Source organism: Pseudomonas moraviensis, assembly GCF_900105805.1.
Classification (GTDB): Bacteria; Pseudomonadota; Gammaproteobacteria; order Pseudomonadales; family Pseudomonadaceae; genus Aquipseudomonas; species Aquipseudomonas moraviensis_A.
In genome coordinates this window covers 4,098,759-4,120,162 of the sequence record NZ_LT629788.1, presented here as the reverse complement: position 1 = coordinate 4,120,162, position 21,404 = coordinate 4,098,759, and the positions used below count along the sequence as shown (strand labels likewise).

Genomic DNA, 21,404 nt, shown 5'->3' with positions numbered 1-21,404 from the left:
GCATGCTCTCCAGCGAGGATGTGATGCGTCGCCGCGCGACGTTGCTGCAAAGACTGCATATCGATGGCCCGCTGTTGATCCTGTTGCTGATCCTCGCCGCCGGCAGTCTGTTCGTGCTGTATTCGGCCAGCGGCAAGAGCTGGGATCTGCTCGGCAAGCAGGCGACGTCGTTCGGCATCGGCCTGGTGGCGATGATCGTCATCGCCCAGCTCGAGCCGCGATTCATGGCCCGCTGGGTGCCGCTCGGCTACGTGATCGGCGTGGTGTTGCTGATCGTCGTCGACATCATGGGCCACAACGCCATGGGCGCCACGCGCTGGATCAACATCCCCGGGGTGATCCGCTTCCAGCCCTCGGAATTCATGAAAATTCTCATGCCGGCGACCATCGCCTGGTATCTGTCGAAACGCACCTTGCCGCCGCAGCTCAAGCACGTCGGCATCAGCCTGATGCTGATTGGTGTGCCGTTCATTCTGATCGTGCGCCAGCCGGATCTCGGCACATCGCTGCTGATTCTGGCTGGTGGCGCCTTCGTCCTGTTCATGGGCGGCCTGCGCTGGCGCTGGATTCTCAGCGTGCTGGCGGCGGCGGTGCCGGTGTCGGTGGCGATGTGGTTCTTCGTCATGCACGACTATCAGAAGCAGCGGGTCCTGACCTTTCTCGACCCGGAAAGCGATCCGCTCGGCACCGGCTGGAACATCATTCAGTCGAAAGCCGCGATCGGTTCCGGCGGCGTATTCGGCAAAGGCTGGCTGCTCGGCACCCAGTCGCACCTCGATTTCCTTCCGGAAAGCCACACCGACTTCATCATTGCCGTGCTGGGCGAAGAGTTCGGTCTGGTGGGGATTTGTGCACTGCTGCTGATCTACTTGCTGTTGATCGGTCGCGGGCTGGTGATCACTGCCCAGGCGCAAACGCTGTTCGGCAAATTGCTCGCCGGCGCGTTGACCATGACTTTTTTTGTTTACGTTTTCGTCAACATCGGTATGGTCAGTGGCCTGTTGCCGGTCGTGGGGGTGCCGTTGCCGTTCATTAGCTACGGAGGAACTTCGCTGGTGACGCTGCTGTCAGCGTTTGGGGTTTTGATGTCGATCCATACCCATCGCAAGTGGATCGCACAGGTTTGAATAAGGTGAAGAGTGCAATGCAAGCAATGCGTGGCTGGGCGACTCGATGCGCGCCGCTGGTTGGCCTGATGGGCCTGCTGGGGAGCGTGCAGGAAGCGCTGGCCGGCGACTATGAAGGCTCGCCGCAGGTGGCCGAATTCGTCGGTGAAATGACCCGCGACTACGGTTTCGCCGGTGAACAACTGATGGGTGTGTTCCGCGAGGCGCAACGCAAGCAGTCGATTCTCGACGCCATCTCCAAACCCGCCGAACGGGTCAAGCAGTGGAACGAATATCGTCCGATGTTCATCACCGACGCGCGCATCGCCCGGGGTGTGGACTTCTGGCGTCAGCACGAGGCGACCCTGGCCCGCGCCGAGCAGGAATACGGCGTGCCGGCACAAGTCATCGTGTCGATCATCGGCGTCGAGACCTTTTTCGGACGTAATACCGGCAATTTCCGGGTGATCGATGCGTTGTCGACCCTCGGCTTCGACTATCCTCCCCGTGCCGAATTTTTCCGCAAGGAACTGCGTGAGTTCCTCCTGCTGGCCCGCGAAGAGCAGGTCGATCCGCTGACCCTGAAAGGCTCGTACGCCGGGGCCATGGGCCTGCCGCAGTTCATGCCGAGCAGCTTTCGCGCCTACGCAGTGGATTTCGACGGTGACGGCCACATCAATATCTGGAACAACCCGGACGATGCGATCGGTAGCGTCGCCAGCTATTTCAAGCGCCATGGCTGGGTCGCCGGGGAGCCAGTGGTCAGCCGCGCCGATGTGCGCGGCGAGCAAGTCGATGAAGGCCTGACCACCGGTATCGAGCCAGTGAAATCGGTCGCAGAGTTGCGGGCGCTGGGCTGGTCAAGTCATGATGCGCTGCGCGATGATATGCCGGTTACCGCATTTCGCCTCGAAGGCGACAACGGCCCTGAATACTGGATGGGCCTGCAGAATTTCTACGCGATCACGCGTTATAACCGCAGCGTGATGTACGCCATGGCCGTACATCAACTGTCTGAACAGCTGGTACAAGCACGGGGCGTCAAGTAATGCAGGCATTGCCTAACAATAAACCCCTGAAGCTGGTGGCTTTCGCTGCGTTGGCAGTCCTGGTCGCCAGTTGCACGACCAGCCGCACGCCGACACAGAAAACCCCGTCCACCGCGGTCCGCGCCCAACCGGGCCTGGACATCAACCGCGCGCACAAAGACGGCGCGCCGTGGTGGGACGTCGATGTCTCGCGCATCCCCGATGCGACACCGACCCTGCACACCGGCCCGTACAAGGCCAACCCTTACACGGTGTTGGGCAAGACCTATTTCCCGCTGCAGGAATCCAAGACCTACGTGGCCTCGGGCACGGCGTCCTGGTACGGCACCAAGTTCCACGGTCAGAACACCGCCAACGGCGAAGTGTATGACCTGTACGGCATGAGCGCCGCGCACAAGACCTTGCCACTGCCAAGTTACGTTCGGGTGACCAACCTGGACAACCACAAGACCGTGATCCTGCGCGTCAACGACCGTGGGCCGTTCTACTCCGATCGCATCATCGACTTGTCCTACGCGGCGGCGAAAAAACTCGGCTATGCCGAAACCGGCACCGCACGGGTCAAGGTCGAAGGCATCGATCCGCAGCAATGGTGGGCGGCCAAGGGCCGTCCGGCGCCGCTGATGCTCAACGAGCCGCAAGTGGCGCAGAATAGCGCCCCGGTGATCACCGCTTCGGCCGGGACTGTCGAGCAGTGGACGCCGCCGCCGCAGCAGCACGCGGCGGCCGTGGTGCCCGTGCAGATCGATGCAAAAAAAAACGCTTCTGCACCAGCGTCTGGCCAGTATCTGCAGGTGGGCGCGTTCGCCAACCCGGACGCTGCCGAACTGCTGAGGTCGAAGCTCAGCGGGATGGTGAGCGCGCCGGTGTTCATCAGCTCGATCGTGCGCAATCAGCAGACCCTGCACCGGGTACGCCTGGGGCCGATCGGCTCGCCGGGTGAAATCGCCCAGGTGCAGAACAGTGTGCGGCTGGCCAATCTGGGTTCGCCCAGCGTGGTTACTGAGTAATACGTAGACCTTGATTGACGGTTCACTTGCGGTATTCGGGGGGTGAACCAGGTTGTTGGCTCGTCGAAGAACAAAAGCCCGGCAAGGGTGACTGGAGTGAGCAACTGAACACGCGATGGCCCGTTAGAAGGCTGTCTGAATAAGTTTTGCCTTCGGGCAAGTTTCCATTAGCGATTTCGAGAGACGGATGAACATCACCACCTTTGCCAAACGCCTGTGTCTGCTAGTCCCGCTGCTCCTCTCGCCAGCCGCTTTCGCGGCCGAGATGATGCCGTCGCCACCACAACTGGCCGCCAAGGCCTATGTTCTGATGGATGCCAGCAGCGGCAACGTGCTGGTCGAAAACAACGGCGACCAGCGTCTGCCACCGGCCAGCCTGACCAAGCTGATGACCGCGTACATCGCGACCCTGGAAATCCGTCGCGGCCAGATCGGTGAAAACGACCCGGTGACCGTCAGCGAAAACGCCTGGCGCACCGGCGGTTCGCGGATGTTCATCAAGGTCGGCTCGCAGGTGACTGTCAGCGACCTGCTGCACGGCATCATCATCCAGTCCGGTAACGACGCCAGCGTCGCCCTGGCCGAGCACATCGCCGGCAGCGAAGACGCATTCGCCGACCTGATGAACAAGACCGTCACCGAACTGGGCATGACCAATACCCACTTCATGAACCCGACCGGTCTGCCGAACCCTGAGCACTACTCGTCGGCCCACGACATGGCGATCCTGGCCCGTGCGATCATCCACGAAGACCCGGCTCACTACGCGATCTACTCGCAGAAGGAGTTCTTCTGGAACGGCATCAAGCAGCCTAACCGCAACCTGCTGCTGTGGCGCGACAAGACCGTTGACGGTCTGAAAACCGGCCACACCGACGAAGCCGGCTACTGCATGGTGTCCTCGGCGGTACGTGACGGCCAGCGCTTGATCGCCGTGGTGTTCGGCACCAACAGCGAAGTGGCCCGCGCCGCAGAAACCCAGAAGCTGCTGACCTACGGTTTCCGCTTCTTCGAAACCCAGACCTTCTATCAGAAGGGTACTGAACTGGCGCAGGCGCCGGTGTGGAAAGGCACCACCAGCCAGGTCAAGGCCGGCCTGGCACAAGACCTGACCATGACCCTGCCGAAAGGCCAGCTGAAGAAGCTCGCTGCCAGCATGACCATGAACCCGCAACTGGTTGCGCCAATCGCCAAGGGCGACGTGATCGGTAAAGTCGAAGTCAAACTGGAAGACAAGGTGGTGCACAGCGCCGACCTGATCGCTCTGGATGGCGTCGAGGAGGGTGGTATCTTCCGCCGCATGTGGGATAGCATCCGTCTATTCTTCTACGGCTTGTTCAACTGATTCAGTGTTGACCTGCATGGCCCCGCCCCGAACCGGTGCGGGGCCATGTGCGTTACCACGGCTTAAGAGGCCGTTACGCCATGACCGATACCGAAGTAAAGGCGCCAAAGATCGAATTTCCGCAGACTGATTATCCGATCAAGGTGATCAGCGACACGGGCGTCGGCAACAAAGACCAGATCATCGACATCGTCAAGAAACACGCGACCATCAACGATGAGCGCATCGACGAACGTCAAAGCACCAACGGCAAATACACCACGATTCAGTTGCATATCGTCGCCACCGACCAGGATCAGTTGTACAACATCAACAGCGAACTGCGGGCGACCGGCTTCGTGCACATGGTGTTGTGATGCACGGCACGCTGGGCTTTCGCGAGCTGGGCCAGATGGCTTACGAGCCGGTCTGGCATGCCATGCAACGCTTCACCAACGAACGCGGCAATGCTGCCGCCGACGAAATCTGGCTCGTCGAACACCCGCCGGTGTTCACCCAGGGCCAGGCCGGCAAGGCCGAACACCTGTTGCTGCCGGGAGATATTCCGGTGGTGCAGGTCGATCGTGGCGGCCAAGTGACTTATCATGGCCCCGGGCAACTGGTGGCTTATCTGTTGCTGGATGTGCGCAAGCTGGGTTTCGGCGTGCGTGATCTGGTCAGCCGCATGGAAGCCTGCCTGATCGAACTGCTGGCCAGCTACGGCGTCACCGCTGCGGCCAAGCCAGATGCTCCCGGCGTGTATGTCGATGGAGCGAAAATCGCTTCTCTGGGTTTGCGCATTCGCCACGGTTGTTCCTTTCATGGCCTGGCCCTGAACGTGGATATGAACCTGGAACCGTTTCGACGGATTAATCCCTGCGGCTACGCCGGGCTGGCCATGACCCAGCTGAGCGATCACGCAGGATCGATTGAATTTGCCGAGGTAAGTGCCCGGCTGCGCGCGCAGCTCGTCAAACACCTCGACTATGCTGAGCAGACGACCCTCACGGGCGGAATCGACTGATATGACTACTGATGCAGTGCAAACCATGATCCCGACGCTCGACGTGACCGAGCGCCCGGCCCCGCGTCCCAAGGTTGAAGCCGGCGTCAAGCTGCGCGGCGCCGAGAAGGTTGCACGCATCCCGGTCAAGATCATCCCGACCACCGAACTGCCGAAGAAACCTGACTGGATTCGCGTGCGCATCCCGGTTTCGCCGGAAGTCGACCGCATCAAGAGCCTGCTGCGCAAGCACAAGCTGCATAGCGTCTGCGAGGAAGCCTCCTGCCCGAACCTCGGCGAATGCTTCTCCGGCGGCACCGCGACCTTCATGATCATGGGCGACATCTGCACCCGTCGCTGCCCGTTCTGCGACGTTGGCCACGGTCGTCCGAAGCCACTGGACGTCAACGAGCCGGAGAGCCTGGCCATCGCCATCGCCGACCTCAAGCTCAAATACGTGGTGATCACTTCGGTGGACCGCGATGACCTGCGTGACGGCGGTGCCCAGCACTTTGCCGACTGCATCCGCGAAATCCGCAAACTGTCGCCGAACGTGCAGCTCGAGACCCTGGTCCCGGACTACCGTGGCCGCATGGACATCGCGCTGGAAATCACCGCCGCCGAGCCACCGGATGTGTTCAACCACAACCTGGAAACCGTGCCGCGCCTGTACAAGGCTGCGCGCCCGGGTTCGGATTACCAGTGGTCGCTGACACTGCTGCAGCGCTTCAAGCAGATGATGCCGCACATTCCGACCAAGTCCGGCCTGATGCTGGGCTTGGGCGAGACCGACGAGGAAGTCATCGAAGTCATGAAGCGCATGCGCGAACACGACATCGACATGCTGACTCTCGGCCAGTACCTGCAACCGTCGCGCAGCCACTTGCCGGTGCAGCGTTTCGTGCACCCGGACACCTTCGCCTGGTTCGCCGAAGAAGGTTACAAGATGGGCTTCAAGAACGTTGCATCGGGCCCGCTGGTACGTTCCTCGTACCACGCCGACGAGCAGGCGAAGCTGGTCAAGGCCGAGCTGCTGGGTTCCTGATTCAGCGCCGAGGAAAAATGCCCGCCGAGGTCTGATAGCCCGGCGGGCATTTTTTTGCCCGACTTACATTCGCTGCTGATTTTTCCTTCAATGCACGGCGTGGCTGATCCTCTTCTGTTTGTTCACGTTCCTGACTAATGTGTGAGCATCAATTCACAGGGAGATCCAAGGATGACCGTTCGACCGACCCATACACTCTGCCCGCACACAGCCGTGCCCGCACTGCCCTCGGAAGGGCTGATCGGCGTCATTGCGCCTGCCGGCCCGGGTGCTCTGGACACCGATAAGGCGCTGCAGTGGATGCGCGCACGCGGCTATGGGCTGAAGGTGTTTCCCGGCGTCTACGAGAAGGACGGCTATCTGGCCGGCAGTGATGACGTGCGTCTGCGCGATCTGCACGCGGCGTTCGCTGATCCCGACGTCGACGCGATCATTTGCCTGCGCGGCGGCTACGGCACGCCGCGTCTGCTCGACCGAATCGATTACGACCTGCTGAGCCGTCACGCCAAACCTTTTGTCGGCTACAGCGATATCACCGCGCTGCATCTGGCCATCAGTCGCTACGCCGGATTCGTGACCTTTCACGGGCCGTTGCTCAATGCCGACCTGCTGGGCGACAAGGAGCCGCCGACCGTCACTTCATTCTTCGCCATGCTCCGCGGGCAAATGAAGACGGGCAGTGTGCTGAGCCATCCGGCGGCTTATCCGCTATCAACCGTCGAGCCGGGCGTTGCCCACGGGCGTTTGCTGGGAGGCAATCTGGCGATGATCGCCGCGACCCTCGGCACGCCTTACGAGATCGATGTCGACGGCGCGGTTCTGTTCATCGAGGATATCAACGAGCCGCTGTATCGTATCGACCGTCTGCTGACCCAGATGCGTCTGGCTGGCAAGTTGGCCAGGCTGCGCGGTGTGCTGGTCGGTGATATCGCCGGGGTCGATGTCGAGGCGCTGAATCGCTTGCTCAAGCAGACGTTTGAGCCGTTGCGGATCCCAGTGTTGTCGGGCTGGCGCAGTGGCCATTGTGATCCGAACCTGACGCTGCCGTTGGGCGCGCTGGTGCGGCTGGATGCGGGGAAGCAGGAGTTGATGCTGGAGCAGGATGTGGTCATCCGGTAATTCGGGTGGGGCAAAAAAGATCGCAGCCTTCGGCAGCTCCTACATGGATTGACGAGCATCCTGGAGGAGCTGCCGAAGGCTGCGATCTTTTGATTTGTTCTATTGGCTACGCAGGCTCTCAAGCAACTTGTGCGTCGGATAACCATCCGCCGGCCAGCCCAGCGCTTGCTGCGCGCTGCGAATCGCTTTGCGGGTGTTGGCGCCGATAATCCCGTCAGCCGTGCCGGCGTCGTAATTACGCGCGCTCAACAGCGTCTGCAGTTCGATGCGCTCGGTACGGCTCAGCGGCAGGTCATCTTTCGGCCAGTTGCCATTGATCAGGCCTGCACCTTCGAAACGCTCGGACAACAGACTCACTGCCAGCGCATAGGACGACGAATTGTTGTACTTGAGAATCGCCCGGAAGTTGTCGAGGATCAGAAACGCCGGGCCACGATAGCCGGCGGGCAGCAGCAGGGCGGCGGACAGTTGTTCTGAACCTGCCGGAACCTGAGCGCCGTTCGGCAGGTTCACGCCCAGTTGCCGCCATTCAGCCACGCTTTTACGAATCGCGCCGTCCGCCAGGGTGTAGTTGAAACCGCTCGGCAGCTGCACTTCGAAGCCCCATGGCTGGCCACGCTGCCAGCCCGAGCTTTGCAGGTAATGCGCAGTCGAAGCCAGCGCATCCGCCGGGCTGCCCCAGATGTCGCGGCGACCGTCACCGTCAAAGTCCACCGCATGGGTGTTGTAGGTGGTGGGAATGAACTGCGTCTGGCCCATTGCACCGGCCCAGGAACCCAGCATCTTCTCCGGTGTGATATCGCCCTGTTGCAGAATCTGCAGGGCGGCGATCAATTGCGCGTGAGCAAAGCCCGGGCGACGCCCCTCGTAGGCGAGCGTGGCCAGCGAGTTGATCACCGACTTGCTGCCCTGGAACTGGCCGAAATTGCTTTCCATGCCCCACACCGACACCAACGCCTGGCGATCAACGCCATAACGCTGCTCGATGCTTTGCAGAATGTCGGCGTACTGGCTGATCAACGCCTGGCCTTTGCGTACGCGCAGTGGCGACAGCGCGCCATCGAGGTATTCCCACACCGGGCGGGAGAACTCTGGCTGACTGCGATCGGCGCGAATCACGCTGGCGTCGAAGCTGACATTGGCAAATGCCTGATCGAACAGCTCGGCACGAATCCCCGCGGCGAGGGCATCCTTGCGGAAACCGGCCTGCCATTCGGCAAAGGTCTGGGTCGGTTGAATATCGAGCGGGTCGGTGGACGGCACTACCGGCGGAATGATCGCTGGGGCCGTGGTGACCGGGGCGGCTTGAAGCGGTTGTGCATCGGCGGCGGTGGGTTTTTCCGCGCAGGCGACAAGCAGAATGAAGCTGGAGGCAGCGATCAATTGGCGAACAGGCCAACGACGGGAAAGACTTGGGGGCATGCACAGTTCCAGGGGAAACGAATCAGGTGCAGACCTTAACATGAGCGGGGGGTAGTGCGCTTCAGGCAGCCAGAAAACAAGAAGCCTCCCAGTTGTCAGGCTGGAAGGCTTCGCGGCGGTAGCTGCCTTTGCCCTTGGAAGGTCGTTCCTGGCGGCTGCGGAACAAGGGCTGGGCGACGATGGATTTGGCCTTGTTGGGGCCATGCTTTGCAGGCTTTTTGCTCATGAGGGTTCTCTCGGTGAGGTGAGTTTTGCGGGGGGAATAATCTGCCGATGTCGGGCATCTGTCTATAGGACAAATATGGGCAGTGTTTGTAGGAAAACAAGATCAAAAGATCGCAGCGTGCCGCAGCTCCTACAGGGATCGGTGTAGGAGCTGCCGAAGGCTGCGATCTTTTGATCTTATTCAGCAGGCAATGACAGTCGCTGGCCTGACATCAATAAAGCCAGGCGGCTAAGGCTCATCCACGGCGAACCCGCCGCCTGACCCTTGATCTGCGCATCGATACGCTGGGCTTCGAGCAGCAGTTGCGCCCAGCGTTGCGCCGAATAGCGTTGCAGGGCCTTGCTCATCAGCGGCTTGCGCTTGTCCCAGACCGGCGGTTTCGACTGGCTGAAGCACTTGTCCAGCGGTGTGCCCTGGCTGTATTGCAGGGAAATATTGGCCAGCAGGCGCAACTCCCGCGCCAGCGCCCAAAGGATCACAGGCGGCTCGACGCCTTCACCGCGCAGACCTTCGAGCATGCGCAGGGCGTGAGCCGGTTCGCCGTTGAGCACCGCGTCGGTCAGGCCGAACACGTCAAACCGCGCACTGTCGGCCACGGCGGCCTGCACGGTTTCGACGGTGATCTGCCCACCTTCGGCCATCAACTTCAGCTTTTCGATTTCCTGGGCGGCGGCGAGCAGGTTGCCTTCGACACGTGCGGCAATCAATTCGACAGCGTCCTGACTGGCCGACAGGCCTGCCTGTGACAATCGCTGACGAATCCAGCTCGGCAGCTGATTGGCATCCACCGGCCAGATCTGCACGAACTGAGTTTGCTGGCCTTCGACCAGGGCCTTGCCCCACTTGGTTTTCTGCGCACTGCCATCGAGCTTCGGCAAGCTGATCAGCAGCAGCGTATCTTCGGCGGGGCGCGAGCAATATTCGATCAGCGCGGCCGCGCCTTTGTCGCCCGGTTTGCCCGACGGCAGACGCAGCTCCAACAGGCGTTTTTCGGCGAACAGCGACATGCTGGCACCGGCCTGCAGCAACGTCCCCCAATCGAAATTGGCGTCGGCGGCGAAGACCTGACGTTCGTCAAAACCTTGCTGGCGAGCAGCACTGCGGATGGCATCGGCGGCTTCCTGACACAGCAACGGATCATCGCCGCTGATGATGTAGACCGGCGCGAGTGCGCCTTGCAGGTGTTTGCCGAGTTGCGCGGGGGTGAGCTTCATAAGGAAGGGCGAGCGGGGCGCCTGAGCGCCCCGGCCGTCTTACTGCTGCGGGATTTCGAGCGGCGACTGACGCGGAGTTTCCGCTTCAGCCTTTTGTGCCGCTTCCAGCGCGTCGGCTTCGGCCTTGGCGCGGTCATTGGCGGCTTGCTGCAGTTGCTGCAATTGCCCCGGAGTCAGCTGTTGCAGGCGCAGCATCATGCGCTGTACCAGTTCGCGGCGGATTTCGCGACGGGCATCGTTGGCTTCCTGATCGGAACCGACGAGGTTGTTGCCGTCATGAATGAAGACTTTCTGCACTTCGAGCTTGTCGCTGAGCAGCGACAGGTTCTTCTCGCCGCGGATATCGTAGCTCAGCACTGTGCTGACCTGATATTCGCCTGTACGACCGGCACCGGCGTAGCTGAGGATGCGCTGGCTTTCCTGCTCGTCAGCCAGAAACAGCTTGTACGGCGCGCCGCTGTAGATCTTGACGCCACTGGACTCAAGCACCTGACGCAGTTGCGTCACGGTTTCGCCGTAGGCGTTGCGCGCGCTCAGGTCGAGTTCCTTGATCGACAGTTCGTTGGTGCCGGTACCACGCAACTGGAAACCGCAGGCGCTCAGCAGAACGGCGAGGCCCATCACCAGCAGATTGCGTTTGATCATTGTGTTGCTCCCCTTGAAACCAGGTGAGCCGACTCTGCGGCCCGAAAGGTTTTACTGGGTGCCAGGCGAACCCGACACCCGATCCAATTTAGCTGGCGACGATGTTGACCAGTTTGCCCGGCACCACAATCACTTTGCGAATGGTCAGACCGTCGACAAACCGCAGCACGTTCTCGTTGACGCGCGCGGCGGCTTCGATTTCCTCGCGGGTGGCGCTGGCCGGCATTTCGATCTGGCCGCGCAGTTTACCGTTGACCTGAATGACCAGGGTCAGGTTGTCCTGCACCAGAGCGCTTTCGTCCACCGCCGGCCAGCCGGCATCGATCACCGCATCGGCGTGACCCAACTGTTTCCACAATTCATGGCTGATATGCGGGGTGATCGGTGCCAGCAGCAAAGTGACCGCTTCGAGACCTTCGTGCAGCAGCGCGCGATCCTGTTCGGTGCCTTGGGCGGCTTTTTCCAGCACGTTCATCAGCGTCATGACTTGCGCGATGGCGGTGTTGAATTTGTGGTTCTGGCCGACGTCATGGCTGGCCTGCTTGATCGCCAGGTGGATCGCGCGACGCACGGATTTCTGCTCGTCGCTCAGAGCGCCAACCTCAAGCTTGCCCGGCAAGCCTTGGGTGACGTGGGCTTGCGCCAGACGCCAGACACGCTTGAGGAAGCGGTGCGAGCCTTCAACGCCGGAGTCCGACCATTCCGCACTCATGTCAGGCGGCGAGGCGAACATCATGAACAGGCGGCAAGTGTCGGCACCGAACTGGTCGATCATCGACTGCGGATCGACGCCGTTGTTCTTCGACTTGGCCATCTTCTCGGTGCCGCCGATTTCCACCGGCAGGCCGTCGGATTTCAGCCTGGCGCTGATGACCTTGGCTTTGCTGTCGCGTTCGAGTTCGACGTCGGCCGGGTTGAACCAGGTGTAGGCGCCGTTGGCTTCGCGACGATAGTAGGTTTCGGCGATCACCATGCCTTGGGTCAGCAGGTTCTTGAACGGCTCGTTGGAGCTGACCAGGCCTTCATCGCGCATCAGCTTGTGGAAGAAGCGCGCATAGAGCAGGTGAAGAATGGCGTGTTCGATGCCACCGATGTACTGATCCACCGGCAGCCAGTGATCGGCGGCGGATTTCTCGACCAGACCACCCTCGAAGTGCGGGGAGGCGTAACGGGCGTAGTACCACGACGACTCGACGAAGGTGTCCATGGTGTCGGTTTCACGCTTGGCAGGCTCGCCGCATTTCGGGCAAGTGCACTCGTAGAACTCGGGCATGCGCGCCAGCGGCGAACCGGCGCCGTCCGGCACCACGTCTTCAGGCAATACGACCGGCAGTTGATCTTCCGGCACCGGTACGTCACCGCACGCAGCGCAGTGGATGATCGGGATCGGGCAGCCCCAGTAGCGCTGGCGGCTGATGCCCCAGTCGCGCAGGCGGAACTGGGTGCGCGAGGCGCCCAGCTCTTTCTTGATCAGGGCCACTTCCATGGCGTCGAACGCGCCAGCGAAGTCGAGGCCGTCGAACTCACCGGAGTTGATCAGCGTGCCGTGCTCGCCATAGGCGTCTTGCCACGGCGCTTGGTTGGTGTCACCGGAGCTGGTGCGCACTACCGATTTCACCGGCAGGTTGTACTTGTGGGCGAATTCGAAATCGCGCTCGTCGTGCGCCGGGACCGCCATGACTGCGCCGTCGCCGTAGTGCATCAGCACGTAGTTGGCGACCCACACCGGCAGTTTTTCACCGGTCAGCGGGTGCTCGACGAACAGGCCGGTCGGCAGGCCTTTCTTTTCCTGGGTGGCGACGTCGGCTTCAGCGACGCTGCCGCCCTTGCATTCAGCGATGAACGCTTGCAGCTCGGGGTTGTTTTGCGCGGCCAGGGTCGCCAGCGGGTGCTCGGCCGCCACGGCGACGTAGGTCGCGCCCATCAGGGTGTCCGGACGGGTGGTGAAGACTTTCAGGGTGCCGGCTTCGCCGATCGAGTCGACGTTGTACGGAAACTGCACTTCCATGCCGCGGGACTTGCCGATCCAGTTGCGCTGCATGGTCTTGACCTGCTCCGGCCAGCCAGTCAGCTCGTCGAGGCTCTCCAGCAGCTCGTCCGCATAGGCAGTGATCTTGAAGTAGTACATCGGGATTTCGCGCTTTTCGATCAGCGCGCCGGAGCGCCAGCCGCGTCCGTCGATGACTTGCTCGTTGGCCAGCACGGTCTGGTCGACCGGGTCCCAGTTCACGGTGCCGTTCTTGCGGTAGATCACGCCTTTTTCGAACAGGCGAGTGAACAGCCATTGTTCCCAGCGGTAGTAGTCGGGCTTGCAGGTGGTCACTTCACGGGACCAGTCGACCGCGAGGCCGAGGCTGCGCAGCTGCGACTTCATGTAGGCGATGTTCTCGTAGGTCCACTTGGCGGGCGCCACGTTGTTCTTCATCGCGGCGTTTTCCGCCGGCATGCCGAACGCATCCCAACCCATTGGCTGCAGAACATTCTTGCCTTGCATGCGCTGGTAGCGCGAGATCACGTCGCCGATGGTGTAGTTGCGCACGTGGCCCATGTGCAGCTTGCCGCTGGGGTACGGGAACATCGACAGGCAGTAGTAGGTTTCCTTGCCTGGCTGTTCACTGACTTCAAAGGACTTTTGCTCATCCCAGAACGACTGGGCGGCGGCTTCGATCTCACGTGGCTGATATTGTTCGTGCATGGCTACTTTTGTACTGGATAGGGGTGGCCTAATCCGCTTCGACGGCTGCATTCGGGATCGCCCGAGTGCGCTGGAAGTGGAATGACAGGAAGCGCCGTAGCATACATGACCGCGCTTGGCCGAGGGAAACCCTGATTACAGCTGTTTGCCAGAGGGTTTGCGTGGCGAGGGCCGTTGGTCGCGGCGTGTAGCCGGTTCGTGCAGCGAAGCTAAGCTCTAACTGGGGAGTGAGTCTTATCTTCAATGAGGTGAGGGATGGTGGAGCAACGGAAAAAAAACGTAACGAAACCCGAGTTGTACGAAAGGTTGATCGATCGTCTGGGCATGGCGCTGGACGCCGTGAAAACCGCTGACCGGCTGCGCGACGAGCGCCCCCTGGAACTGGAATTGCGTGGCTTGAGCCCCGCCGAGTTCAAACTGGTCAAGGCCTATCTGGATCGCAGTGAACGTGAAACGCAGGGATGCCTGTCTCAAGCAGTGAAGCAGCTCGATGCAGCACATTCGGCCAAGGTCATCTGGCTCAAGGACAAGGCGCCGCGCAGAGACACCGGCAAGGTTCGCTCTGTGCAGGCCAAGTAAGCGCATGGCAGGTCGGGAACGGATCTTTTGCAACAGGATCCCGCCTATTGGTTGTAACCCTTGATTAACACTCTTAGGCTTCGGGCATCTTTGGAGATGCCCGATGCCCTTTCGATATTTCATCAAACAACTTTTATTGCCGCCCGGCATTCTCTTGCTGCTGTTGCTGGCCGCCTGGTGGCTGCGCCGCTCGCGACCGCGTCTGGCTGGCGTGTGTTTTGCCCTTGGCTTTGGCGGCCTGTGGCTGATGAGCCTGCCGGTGGTGGTGCAATGGAGCGCCAAGGCATTGGAGCGCGAGCCGCCGCTGGCCCGGCAGGAATGGGCGACGCTTGGGCAACGCGCCGAAGCTATTGTGGTGTTGGGCTCGGGACGTGAGCGCGGTGATCTCGCCTGGGGCGAAGACCAGCCAACCGGCGTCGGTCTCGAGCGTCAGCGTTACGCGGCGCGCCTGGCCAAGGCCTCGGGCTTGCCGATCCTGACCAGCGGCGGCCTGCATTACGGCACGCCACCGACCGAGGCGAAATTGATGGCGGATTCGTTGCGTGATGACTTCGACGTGAGCGTGCGCTGGCAGGAAGGCGAGAGCCGCACCACATGGGAAAACGCGCGGTTCACGGCGGATATTCTCTTGCCGCAGGGGATCAAGCGGGTCGTCGTGGTGACACAGGCGTGGCATATGCCGCGCGCGGTGTGGAGTTTTCAACAGGCGGGATTCGAAGTAGTGCCAGCGCCGGTGGGTTTTCTTGGCACCGATAACGCCCGGCCTTTCGGTGGCTGGCTGCCGGAGTTCAAGTCGATCTGGCAGAGCGGGCAGTTGCTCAATGAAGCGGTGGGGCAGGTGGGGTATTCGCTGTTTTACCGAGGTGAAGCCAACCACGATTGACTCGCTGCTGCTAATGCCCTCTTCGCGAGCAGGCTCGCTCCCACATTGAAATGCATTCCAACTGTGGGAGCGAGCCTGCTCGCGAAGCTTTTAAAGGGTTTTCGACATCCGGTTCGCCATCAGCGCCCAGCCAAACAGCAGCAGGCACAGCACAATCAATGGCCATGAACGCCATTGCAGATAAGGCGTCAGGTTATGCATCGGCACCACTTCGCCGTACAGCACGCCCTGTTCGAACTGCGGAATCTGCTCGGTGATCTGCCCGAACGGGTTGATCAGGCCGGTAACGCCGTTGTTGGTCGCGCGGATCATCCAGCGTCCGGCTTCCAGTGCGCGCATCTGCGCCATTTGCAGATGTTGCAGCGGCCCGATGGAAGTGCCGAACCAGGTGTCATTGCTGATCGTCAGCAGCAGATCGCTGCGTGCCGATAGCCCGGCGGCGAATTCCGGATAGACCACTTCGTAGCAGATGAACGGTGCGATCTGGTAACCCTTGGCCTGCAACAGCGCCTGATCGGAAGGGCCGCGAGCGAAGTCCGACATGGGCAGGTCGAAGAACGCGATCAAACCACGCAACACATCCTGCAACGGCACGTATTCGCCGAACGGCACCAGTTTCTGCTTCAGATAAGTGCCGTCGCCTTCGCCGACCACGGTGATGCCGTTGAAGAAGCGTCTCTCTTTATGCACGGTCTGGCGGATCGGTACACCGGTGATCAGCGCTGATTTACGCTCGGCGGCGAAGCTGCCCATCATCGTCAGGTAGCCCTCGGCGGACTCCTTCAGAACCGGCACGGCGGTTTCCGGCCAGATCAGCAGGTCGACCGGTTTGGAACGGAAACTCAAGTCGCGGTACAGCGCCAGTTGTGCGTTGAGCTCGGCCGGGTCCCATTTCATGCTTTGCGCGACGTTGCCCTGAATCGCAGCCACCGTCAGCGGTGCGCCGGACGGGCTGGTCCAGGCGTGGCCTTTGAGGGCGACGCCCGCTATCCAGGGGCCCAGCAGAAGTACCAGGCCGGCAGCGATAAAACCCTTGCGCCGCGCCTGCAACAAGCGCGGCGCGTTGTAGATCAGTGCCGCCGTCAGTGCCAGAACAAATGACACCAGCCACATTCCGCCCAGCGGTGCGAGCCCGGCCAGCGGGCCGTCGAGCTGACTGTAACCGGAGTAAAGCCACGGGAAACCGGTGAGGAACCAGCCGCGAAACGCTTCCTGCCCGACCCACAGCGCAGCAAAAGCCAGGGCATCCGCCAGCGGCGCCTCGTTACGGCGCAACCAGCGCGCCCACAGCCAGGCGGGCAAGGCGAAGAACCAGGCAATCGCCGCTGTGAACAGCAGCATCAGGAACCCGGCGAGCAACACCGAAGCGCCGCCAAAATGGTGAATGCTGTAATAGATCCAACTGGTGCCGGCGCCAAACAGGCCGAAGCCGAAGCACCAGCCACGACCCAGCGCCTGACGAGGGCTCAGCTCACGCAAACCGGCATAGAACAGACCGACCGCCAGCAACGCCAGCGGCCAGATGTTGAACGGGGCGAGAGCGAAAGTGGTGATTGCACCGGCCGCCACGGCCAGCAGGTTACCGGGCCAGCCGGGGCGGGTAGTCCAGCGCATTTCAGTCCTTAGCGAGCAATAGGTGTCAGACGCAGCAAATGAATCCGACGGCTGTCGGCGTTCAGGATGCGGAAACGATAGGCGCCGATTTCAGTGATTTCGTTGCGTTTTGGCAAGTGGCCGAACGCGCTCATCACCAGACCGCCGACGGTGTCGAATTCGTCGTCGGAGAATTCGCTGTCGAAAAACTCGTTGAAGTTTTCGATCGGCGTCAGCGCCTTGATCAGGAAATCACCGCTGGGCAGCGGCTTGATGTAGCTGTCTTCCTCGACGTCGTGCTCGTCCTCGATATCGCCAACGATCTGTTCGAGCACGTCTTCGATGGTCACCAGACCGGCCACGCCGCCGTACTCGTCGATGACGATGGCCATGTGGTTGTGGTTGGCGCGGAATTCACGCAGCAACACGTTCAGACGCTTGGACTCCGGTACAAACGTGGCAGGGCGCAGCAAATCCTTGATGTTGAAGCTGTCGCCGTTCTCTTTGAAGATCAACGGCAGCAGATCCTTGACCAGCAGCACGCCCATCACGTCGTCATGGCTTTCGCCGATGACCGGATAGCGTGAGTGGGCCGAGTCGACCACGGCCGGGAGAAATTCGCGGGGTGTCTGGGTCGCCTTGATGCTGATCACTTGCGAGCGCGGCACCATGATGTCGCGCACTTGCAGGTCAGCCACCTGAATGGCGCCTTCGACGATGGCCAGCGCTTCGCTGTCCAGCAGTTTGTTCTGATGTGCATCGCGCAGCAGCTCAAGGAGCTCCTGGCGGTTCTTCGGCTCGTGGGCAAAAGCCTGGGTCAGTTTACCCAGCCATGACTTCTGCCCGTTGCTCGATCGATCTTCGCTCATAGCGATTACTCTGAATCCTTTGTTGTAACGATGGGGGAGTGTTCGGTTTCGTCGTCCGCGTACGGATCGCGATAGCCCAGTTCGGCAAGCAACTCGCGTTCCAGTGCTTCCATTTCCTCGGCTTCGTCGTCATCTATATGGTCGTAACCCAGCAGATGCAAGCAGCCGTGAATGACCAGATGTGCCCAGTGGGCCTTTAGTTCCTTGCCCTGCTCGGCGGCTTCGCGTTCGACCACGGCCACGCAGATCACCAGATCGCCGAGCAGCGGGATATCGAGAAACTCGTCAGGCACTTCCGCCGGGAACGACAACACATTGGTCGCGTAATCCTTGTGGCGCCAGGTGTGGTTGAGCTCGCGGCCTTCTTGCTCATCGACCAGACGAATGGTCATTTCCGAATCAGCGGTGCGCTGGCGCAGGGCCAGTTCGCACCACTGACGGAACTCGGCTTCACTGGGCGCGCTGGCCTCGGTGGCGATTTGCAGATCCAGCTCAAGCATCGCGCGAGGCTTCCTTCGCGGCTTCGGCACGGGTCTCGAAGCGCTCGTAGGCCTCGACAATCCGCTGCACCAACGGGTGGCGCACGACGTCTTTGGGCTGGAAGTGGGTGAAGCTGATGCCGGGCACGTCTTTCAGCACTTCGATCACATGGTGCAGGCCGGATTTGGTGCCGCGCGGCAGGTCGACCTGGGTGATGTCGCCGGTGATCACGGCGGTGGAGCCAAAACCGATGCGCGTGAGGAACATCTTCATCTGCTCGACGGTGGTGTTCTGGCTTTCGTCGAGAATGATGAAGCTGTTGTTCAGCGTGCGACCGCGCATGTAGGCCAGCGGCGCGACTTCAATCACTTGTTTCTCGATCAGCTTGGCGACGTATTCGAAGCCGAGCATTTCGTACAGTGCGTCATACAGCGGGCGCAGGTACGGGTCGATCTTCTGCGACAGGTCGCCGGGCAGGAAGCCGAGTTTTTCACCCGCTTCGACCGCCGGACGCACCAGCAGGATGCGGCGGATCTGCTCGCGTTCCAGTGCATCAACCGCGCAGGCCACGGCCAGATAGGTCTTGCCGGTACCGGCCGGGCCGATGCCGAAGTTGATGTCGTTGCCGAGGATTTCCTTCACGTAGCGCTGCTGATTCAAGCCGCGTGGGCGAATCATGCCTTTTTTCGTACGCAGGGCGACAGTCGGTTCGGCAGGGGCCGGATTGTCGAGATCCGCGCCGGCCGATTCCTGGATGAACAGGTGCACCAGGTCTGGCGACAGCTCGGTACCCTTGGTTTCCCGGTACAGGCGGCGCAGCAGGTTTTCCGCGGACGTGGTGAGTTTGGGGTCGCCAATCAGCTCGAACTGGTTTCCGCGATTGCGGATCTCGATGGCCAGGCGCTGCTCGATCAAGCGCAAATGCTCGTCGAATTGCCCGCACAGATTGGCGAAGCGGCGAGCCTCAAAAGGCTCGAGGAGAAAACGATGTGGTTCGATGGGTGCGTTCAAGGTCGTATTTAGCCGCCCTGGGGCAATTAGGATGAAATCAAGGATAACGCCAGTGGCGTGGGTGCGAAAGCTCTTAAATATTCTCGGCGTCGAGACCGTCAAGATCGCAGCCTTCGGCAGCTCCTACAGGGGAATGTAATCCATGTAGGAGCTGCCGAAGGCTGCGATCTTTTGCATTTACTGGATCAGCGAGCCGCGCAGCGAGTGCGGTTGCGCCGCGTCGATGTGCACGTCGGCGAACTGGCCGATCAGGGTCGGATTGTCGCAGCGGAAGTTGACGATACGATTATTCTCGGTACGGCCTTGCAGCTCGCCCGGGTCTTTCTTCGAATAATCGGTCACCAGAATGCGCTGGATCGAACCGACCATTTGTCGGCTGATCTCGAAGCCTTGCTGATTCAAGCGATGTTGCAGCGCATTCAGACGTTCTTTTTTCAATTCTTCCGGGGTGTCATCGGCCAGATCGGCGGCGGGCGTGCCCGGGCGCTGGCTGTAAACGAAGGAGTAGGAGAAATCGAAGCCGACATCTGCAATCAGCTTCATGGTCTGTTCGAAGTCTTTTTCGGTCTCGCCGGGGAAGCCGACGATGAAGTCCGAGCTGATGCAGATTCCCGGCACGGCCGCGCGCAGTTTGCGCAGCTTGGATTTGTACTCCAGCGCCGTGTGGTTGCGCTTCATCGCCGCGAGGATCCGGTCCGAGCCCGACTGCACCGGCAAGTGCAGGTGCTTGACCAGTTCCGGCACCTCGGCGTGGGCCTGGATCAGGCTGTCGGAGAACTCCAGCGGATGTGACGTGGTGTAGCGGATGCGGTCGATGCCATCGACAGCGGCGACCACACGAATCAGCTCAGCCAGATCGGCCAGGCGACCGTCGTGAGTCGAGCCGCGATAGCCGTTGACGTTCTGCCCCAGCAAGGTCACTTCGCGCACGCCGTTTTCGGCAAGGTGAATGATTTCCGCGATCACGTCATCGAACGGCCGGCTGACCTCTTCACCACGGGTGTACGGCACCACGCAGAACGTGCAGTACTTGCTGCAACCCTCCATGACCGACACATAGGCACTCGGGCCGTCGATGCGTGGCTCGGGCAGGTGGTCGAATTTTTCGATTTCCGGGAACGAGACGTCAACCTGCGGCAGCTTGCTGCTGCGCGCGGCGTCGATCATCTCGGGCAGACGGTGCAGGGTCTGTGGGCCGAACACCACGTCAACATACGGAGCGCGATCGCGGATCGCCGCGCCTTCCTGACTGGCCACACAACCGCCGACGGCGATGACCATGTCCGGGTTGGCCAGCTTCAGCTCGCGCCAGCGGCCGAGCTGCGAGTACACGCGATCCTGCGCGCGCTCACGGATCGAGCAGGTGTTGAGCAGAATCACGTCGGCGTCTTCCGCGCGGGCGGTGACTTCCAGGGCCTGATGTTCGCCCAGCAGATCGACCATGCGCGAGCTGTCGTACTCGTTCATCTGGCAACCGTGGGTTTCGATGTATAGCTTCTTGGCCATGGATTCGGGTCGTCACGTGATTCAAAGAACCGCGCATTATAGGGAACAAGCCGTCAGGTTCCTACCGCTGTGCGTCCGGTGGCTATGCTATAGTTCGCGCCCTCATTTTTACCCCGATGTTATCCGCCCGCCATGACCAAACGCGAAGCTCCAATCTACAAGGTGATTTTCCTCAACCAGGGCCAGGTGTTCGAAATGTACGCCAAGCAGATCTATCAAAGTGATCTGTGGGGTTTCCTGGAAGTTGAAGAATTCGTCTTTGGCGAGCGCACGCAGATGGTCGTCGATCCGAGCGAAGAAAAGCTCAAGGCGCAATTCGAAGGCGTGGTGCGCAGCTTTGTGCCGATGCATTCGATTGTGCGCATCGACGAAGTGGAACGTCTGGGCACGCCGAAAATCAGCGAAGCCCGCGGCGCGGTCGGCAATGTCATGCCGTTTCCGATGCCGATGCCTGAGAAGTAAAAAACAGATTCAAAGCTGGAATGATGTTGTGGCGAGGGAACTTGCTCCCGTGCGGCTGCGCAGCAGTCGTCAGACCAGAAAATGCATTGTGTCAGCCAGATCGGGATTGCAGGGTTTAGGGCTGCTTCGCACCCCGGCGGGAGCAAGCTCCCTCGCCACAGGG

Annotated in this window: 21 protein-coding genes; 11 read left to right on the top strand and 10 right to left on the bottom strand. The window is 61.0% G+C overall.

What is annotated here, in order from left to right; genetic code table 11:
• Nucleotides 1-23 precede the first annotated feature (23 nt).
• The 8 genes from rodA (at nt 24) to BLU71_RS18355 (ending at nt 7,656) form a co-directional block, all read left to right on the top strand.
• Entirely contained in the window at nt 24-1,127 is a 1,104-nt protein-coding gene (rodA, locus tag BLU71_RS18390; protein WP_042610663.1) for a rod shape-determining protein RodA, read from the top strand.
• A 17-nt stretch (nt 1,128-1,144) separates the two neighbouring features.
• Nucleotides 1,145-2,155 (top strand): lytic murein transglycosylase B, encoded by a 1,011-nt coding sequence (mltB, locus tag BLU71_RS18385; RefSeq protein WP_065615617.1) that lies wholly within the window; start codon nt 1,145-1,147, stop codon nt 2,153-2,155.
• A complete protein-coding gene (locus BLU71_RS18380) occupies nt 2,155-3,165 on the top strand; it encodes a septal ring lytic transglycosylase RlpA family protein (protein WP_065615618.1) in 1,011 nt (336 codons plus the stop codon). Before mltB ends, BLU71_RS18380 begins: the two co-directional genes overlap by 1 nt.
• Before the next feature lie 187 nt (nt 3,166-3,352).
• The gene (locus tag BLU71_RS18375) at nt 3,353-4,510 is read left to right on the top strand and encodes a D-alanyl-D-alanine carboxypeptidase family protein (protein WP_016773028.1); all 1,158 of its coding nucleotides are present in this window, start codon (nt 3,353-3,355) and stop codon (nt 4,508-4,510) included.
• Between the two features lie 80 nt (nt 4,511-4,590).
• Nucleotides 4,591-4,866: a DUF493 domain-containing protein gene (locus tag BLU71_RS18370; protein ID WP_042610580.1), complete on the top strand. Its 276-nt coding sequence runs from the start codon at nt 4,591-4,593 to the stop codon at nt 4,864-4,866.
• Nucleotides 4,866-5,513 carry a lipoyl(octanoyl) transferase LipB gene (lipB, locus tag BLU71_RS18365; RefSeq protein ID WP_024014445.1) on the top strand — a complete coding sequence of 216 codons (648 nt, stop codon included), beginning with the start codon at nt 4,866-4,868 and terminating at the stop codon, nt 5,511-5,513. Before BLU71_RS18370 ends, lipB begins: the two co-directional genes overlap by 1 nt.
• A 25-nt stretch (nt 5,514-5,538) precedes the next feature.
• Nucleotides 5,539-6,537 carry a lipoyl synthase gene (gene lipA / locus BLU71_RS18360; protein WP_160768663.1) on the top strand — a complete coding sequence of 333 codons (999 nt, stop codon included), beginning with the start codon at nt 5,539-5,541 and terminating at the stop codon, nt 6,535-6,537.
• Between the two features lie 171 nt (nt 6,538-6,708).
• Nucleotides 6,709-7,656, top strand: coding sequence for a S66 peptidase family protein (locus tag BLU71_RS18355; protein WP_083353634.1), 948 nt, complete (start codon nt 6,709-6,711; stop codon nt 7,654-7,656).
• 99 nt (nt 7,657-7,755) lie between these two features.
• Here the strand turns inward: BLU71_RS18355 and BLU71_RS18350 are convergent, their stop codons facing one another.
• The 5 genes from BLU71_RS18350 to leuS all read right to left on the bottom strand — a co-directional run bounded on the left by BLU71_RS18350 (nt 7,756) and on the right by leuS (nt 13,858).
• Nucleotides 7,756-9,078 (bottom strand): lytic murein transglycosylase, encoded by a 1,323-nt coding sequence (locus BLU71_RS18350; protein WP_083353633.1) that lies wholly within the window; start codon nt 9,076-9,078, stop codon nt 7,756-7,758.
• Nucleotides 9,079-9,139: 61 nt separating this feature from the next.
• Nucleotides 9,140-9,304, bottom strand: coding sequence for an alternative ribosome rescue factor ArfA (gene arfA, locus BLU71_RS18345; RefSeq protein ID WP_083353632.1), 165 nt, complete (start codon nt 9,302-9,304; stop codon nt 9,140-9,142).
• A gap of 176 nt (nt 9,305-9,480) precedes the next feature.
• Nucleotides 9,481-10,518 (bottom strand): DNA polymerase III subunit delta, encoded by a 1,038-nt coding sequence (holA, locus tag BLU71_RS18340; RefSeq protein ID WP_064364060.1) that lies wholly within the window; start codon nt 10,516-10,518, stop codon nt 9,481-9,483.
• 39 nt (nt 10,519-10,557) lie between these two features.
• Nucleotides 10,558-11,163, bottom strand: a complete 606-nt coding sequence (gene lptE / locus BLU71_RS18335) for an LPS assembly lipoprotein LptE (RefSeq protein ID WP_042610574.1) — start codon at nt 11,161-11,163, stop codon at nt 10,558-10,560.
• A gap of 88 nt (nt 11,164-11,251) precedes the next feature.
• Nucleotides 11,252-13,858, bottom strand: coding sequence for a leucine--tRNA ligase (gene leuS / locus BLU71_RS18330; RefSeq protein ID WP_064364061.1), 2,607 nt, complete (start codon nt 13,856-13,858; stop codon nt 11,252-11,254).
• Between the two features lie 255 nt (nt 13,859-14,113).
• Here leuS and BLU71_RS18325 point away from each other — a divergent pair, with 255 nt between their 5' ends.
• Both BLU71_RS18325 and BLU71_RS18320 read left to right on the top strand, forming a co-directional pair.
• The gene (locus BLU71_RS18325) at nt 14,114-14,437 is read left to right on the top strand and encodes a hypothetical protein (RefSeq protein WP_024014441.1); all 324 of its coding nucleotides are present in this window, start codon (nt 14,114-14,116) and stop codon (nt 14,435-14,437) included.
• A 103-nt stretch (nt 14,438-14,540) separates the two neighbouring features.
• On the top strand, nt 14,541-15,320 hold the full coding sequence (locus BLU71_RS18320; RefSeq protein WP_042610572.1) for a YdcF family protein: 780 nt from the start codon (nt 14,541-14,543) through the stop codon (nt 15,318-15,320).
• A gap of 90 nt (nt 15,321-15,410) precedes the next feature.
• On the opposite strand, the gene lnt is transcribed toward BLU71_RS18320, so the two are convergent.
• The 5 genes from lnt to miaB form a co-directional block, all read right to left on the bottom strand.
• Nucleotides 15,411-16,934 (bottom strand): apolipoprotein N-acyltransferase, encoded by a 1,524-nt coding sequence (gene lnt / locus BLU71_RS18315; RefSeq protein WP_083353631.1) that lies wholly within the window; start codon nt 16,932-16,934, stop codon nt 15,411-15,413.
• An 8-nt stretch (nt 16,935-16,942) separates the two neighbouring features.
• Nucleotides 16,943-17,782, bottom strand: coding sequence for an HlyC/CorC family transporter (locus tag BLU71_RS18310; protein WP_042610570.1), 840 nt, complete (start codon nt 17,780-17,782; stop codon nt 16,943-16,945).
• A 5-nt stretch (nt 17,783-17,787) separates the two neighbouring features.
• A complete protein-coding gene (gene ybeY / locus BLU71_RS18305; RefSeq protein ID WP_064364063.1) occupies nt 17,788-18,282 on the bottom strand; it encodes an rRNA maturation RNase YbeY in 495 nt (164 codons plus the stop codon).
• Complete coding sequence (locus tag BLU71_RS18300) at nt 18,275-19,273, bottom strand: PhoH family protein (protein WP_042610568.1); 999 nt, start codon at nt 19,271-19,273, stop codon at nt 18,275-18,277. The genes ybeY and BLU71_RS18300 overlap by 8 nt, the downstream gene beginning before the upstream one ends.
• A 177-nt stretch (nt 19,274-19,450) precedes the next feature.
• The gene (miaB, locus tag BLU71_RS18295; protein ID WP_064364064.1) at nt 19,451-20,779 is read right to left on the bottom strand and encodes a tRNA (N6-isopentenyl adenosine(37)-C2)-methylthiotransferase MiaB; all 1,329 of its coding nucleotides are present in this window, start codon (nt 20,777-20,779) and stop codon (nt 19,451-19,453) included.
• Between the two features lie 132 nt (nt 20,780-20,911).
• Between miaB and BLU71_RS18290 the strand changes: the two genes are divergently transcribed.
• On the top strand, nt 20,912-21,241 hold the full coding sequence (locus BLU71_RS18290) for a DUF1820 family protein (RefSeq protein WP_016773045.1): 330 nt from the start codon (nt 20,912-20,914) through the stop codon (nt 21,239-21,241).
• The last annotated feature ends 163 nt before the right edge of the window (nt 21,242-21,404 follow it).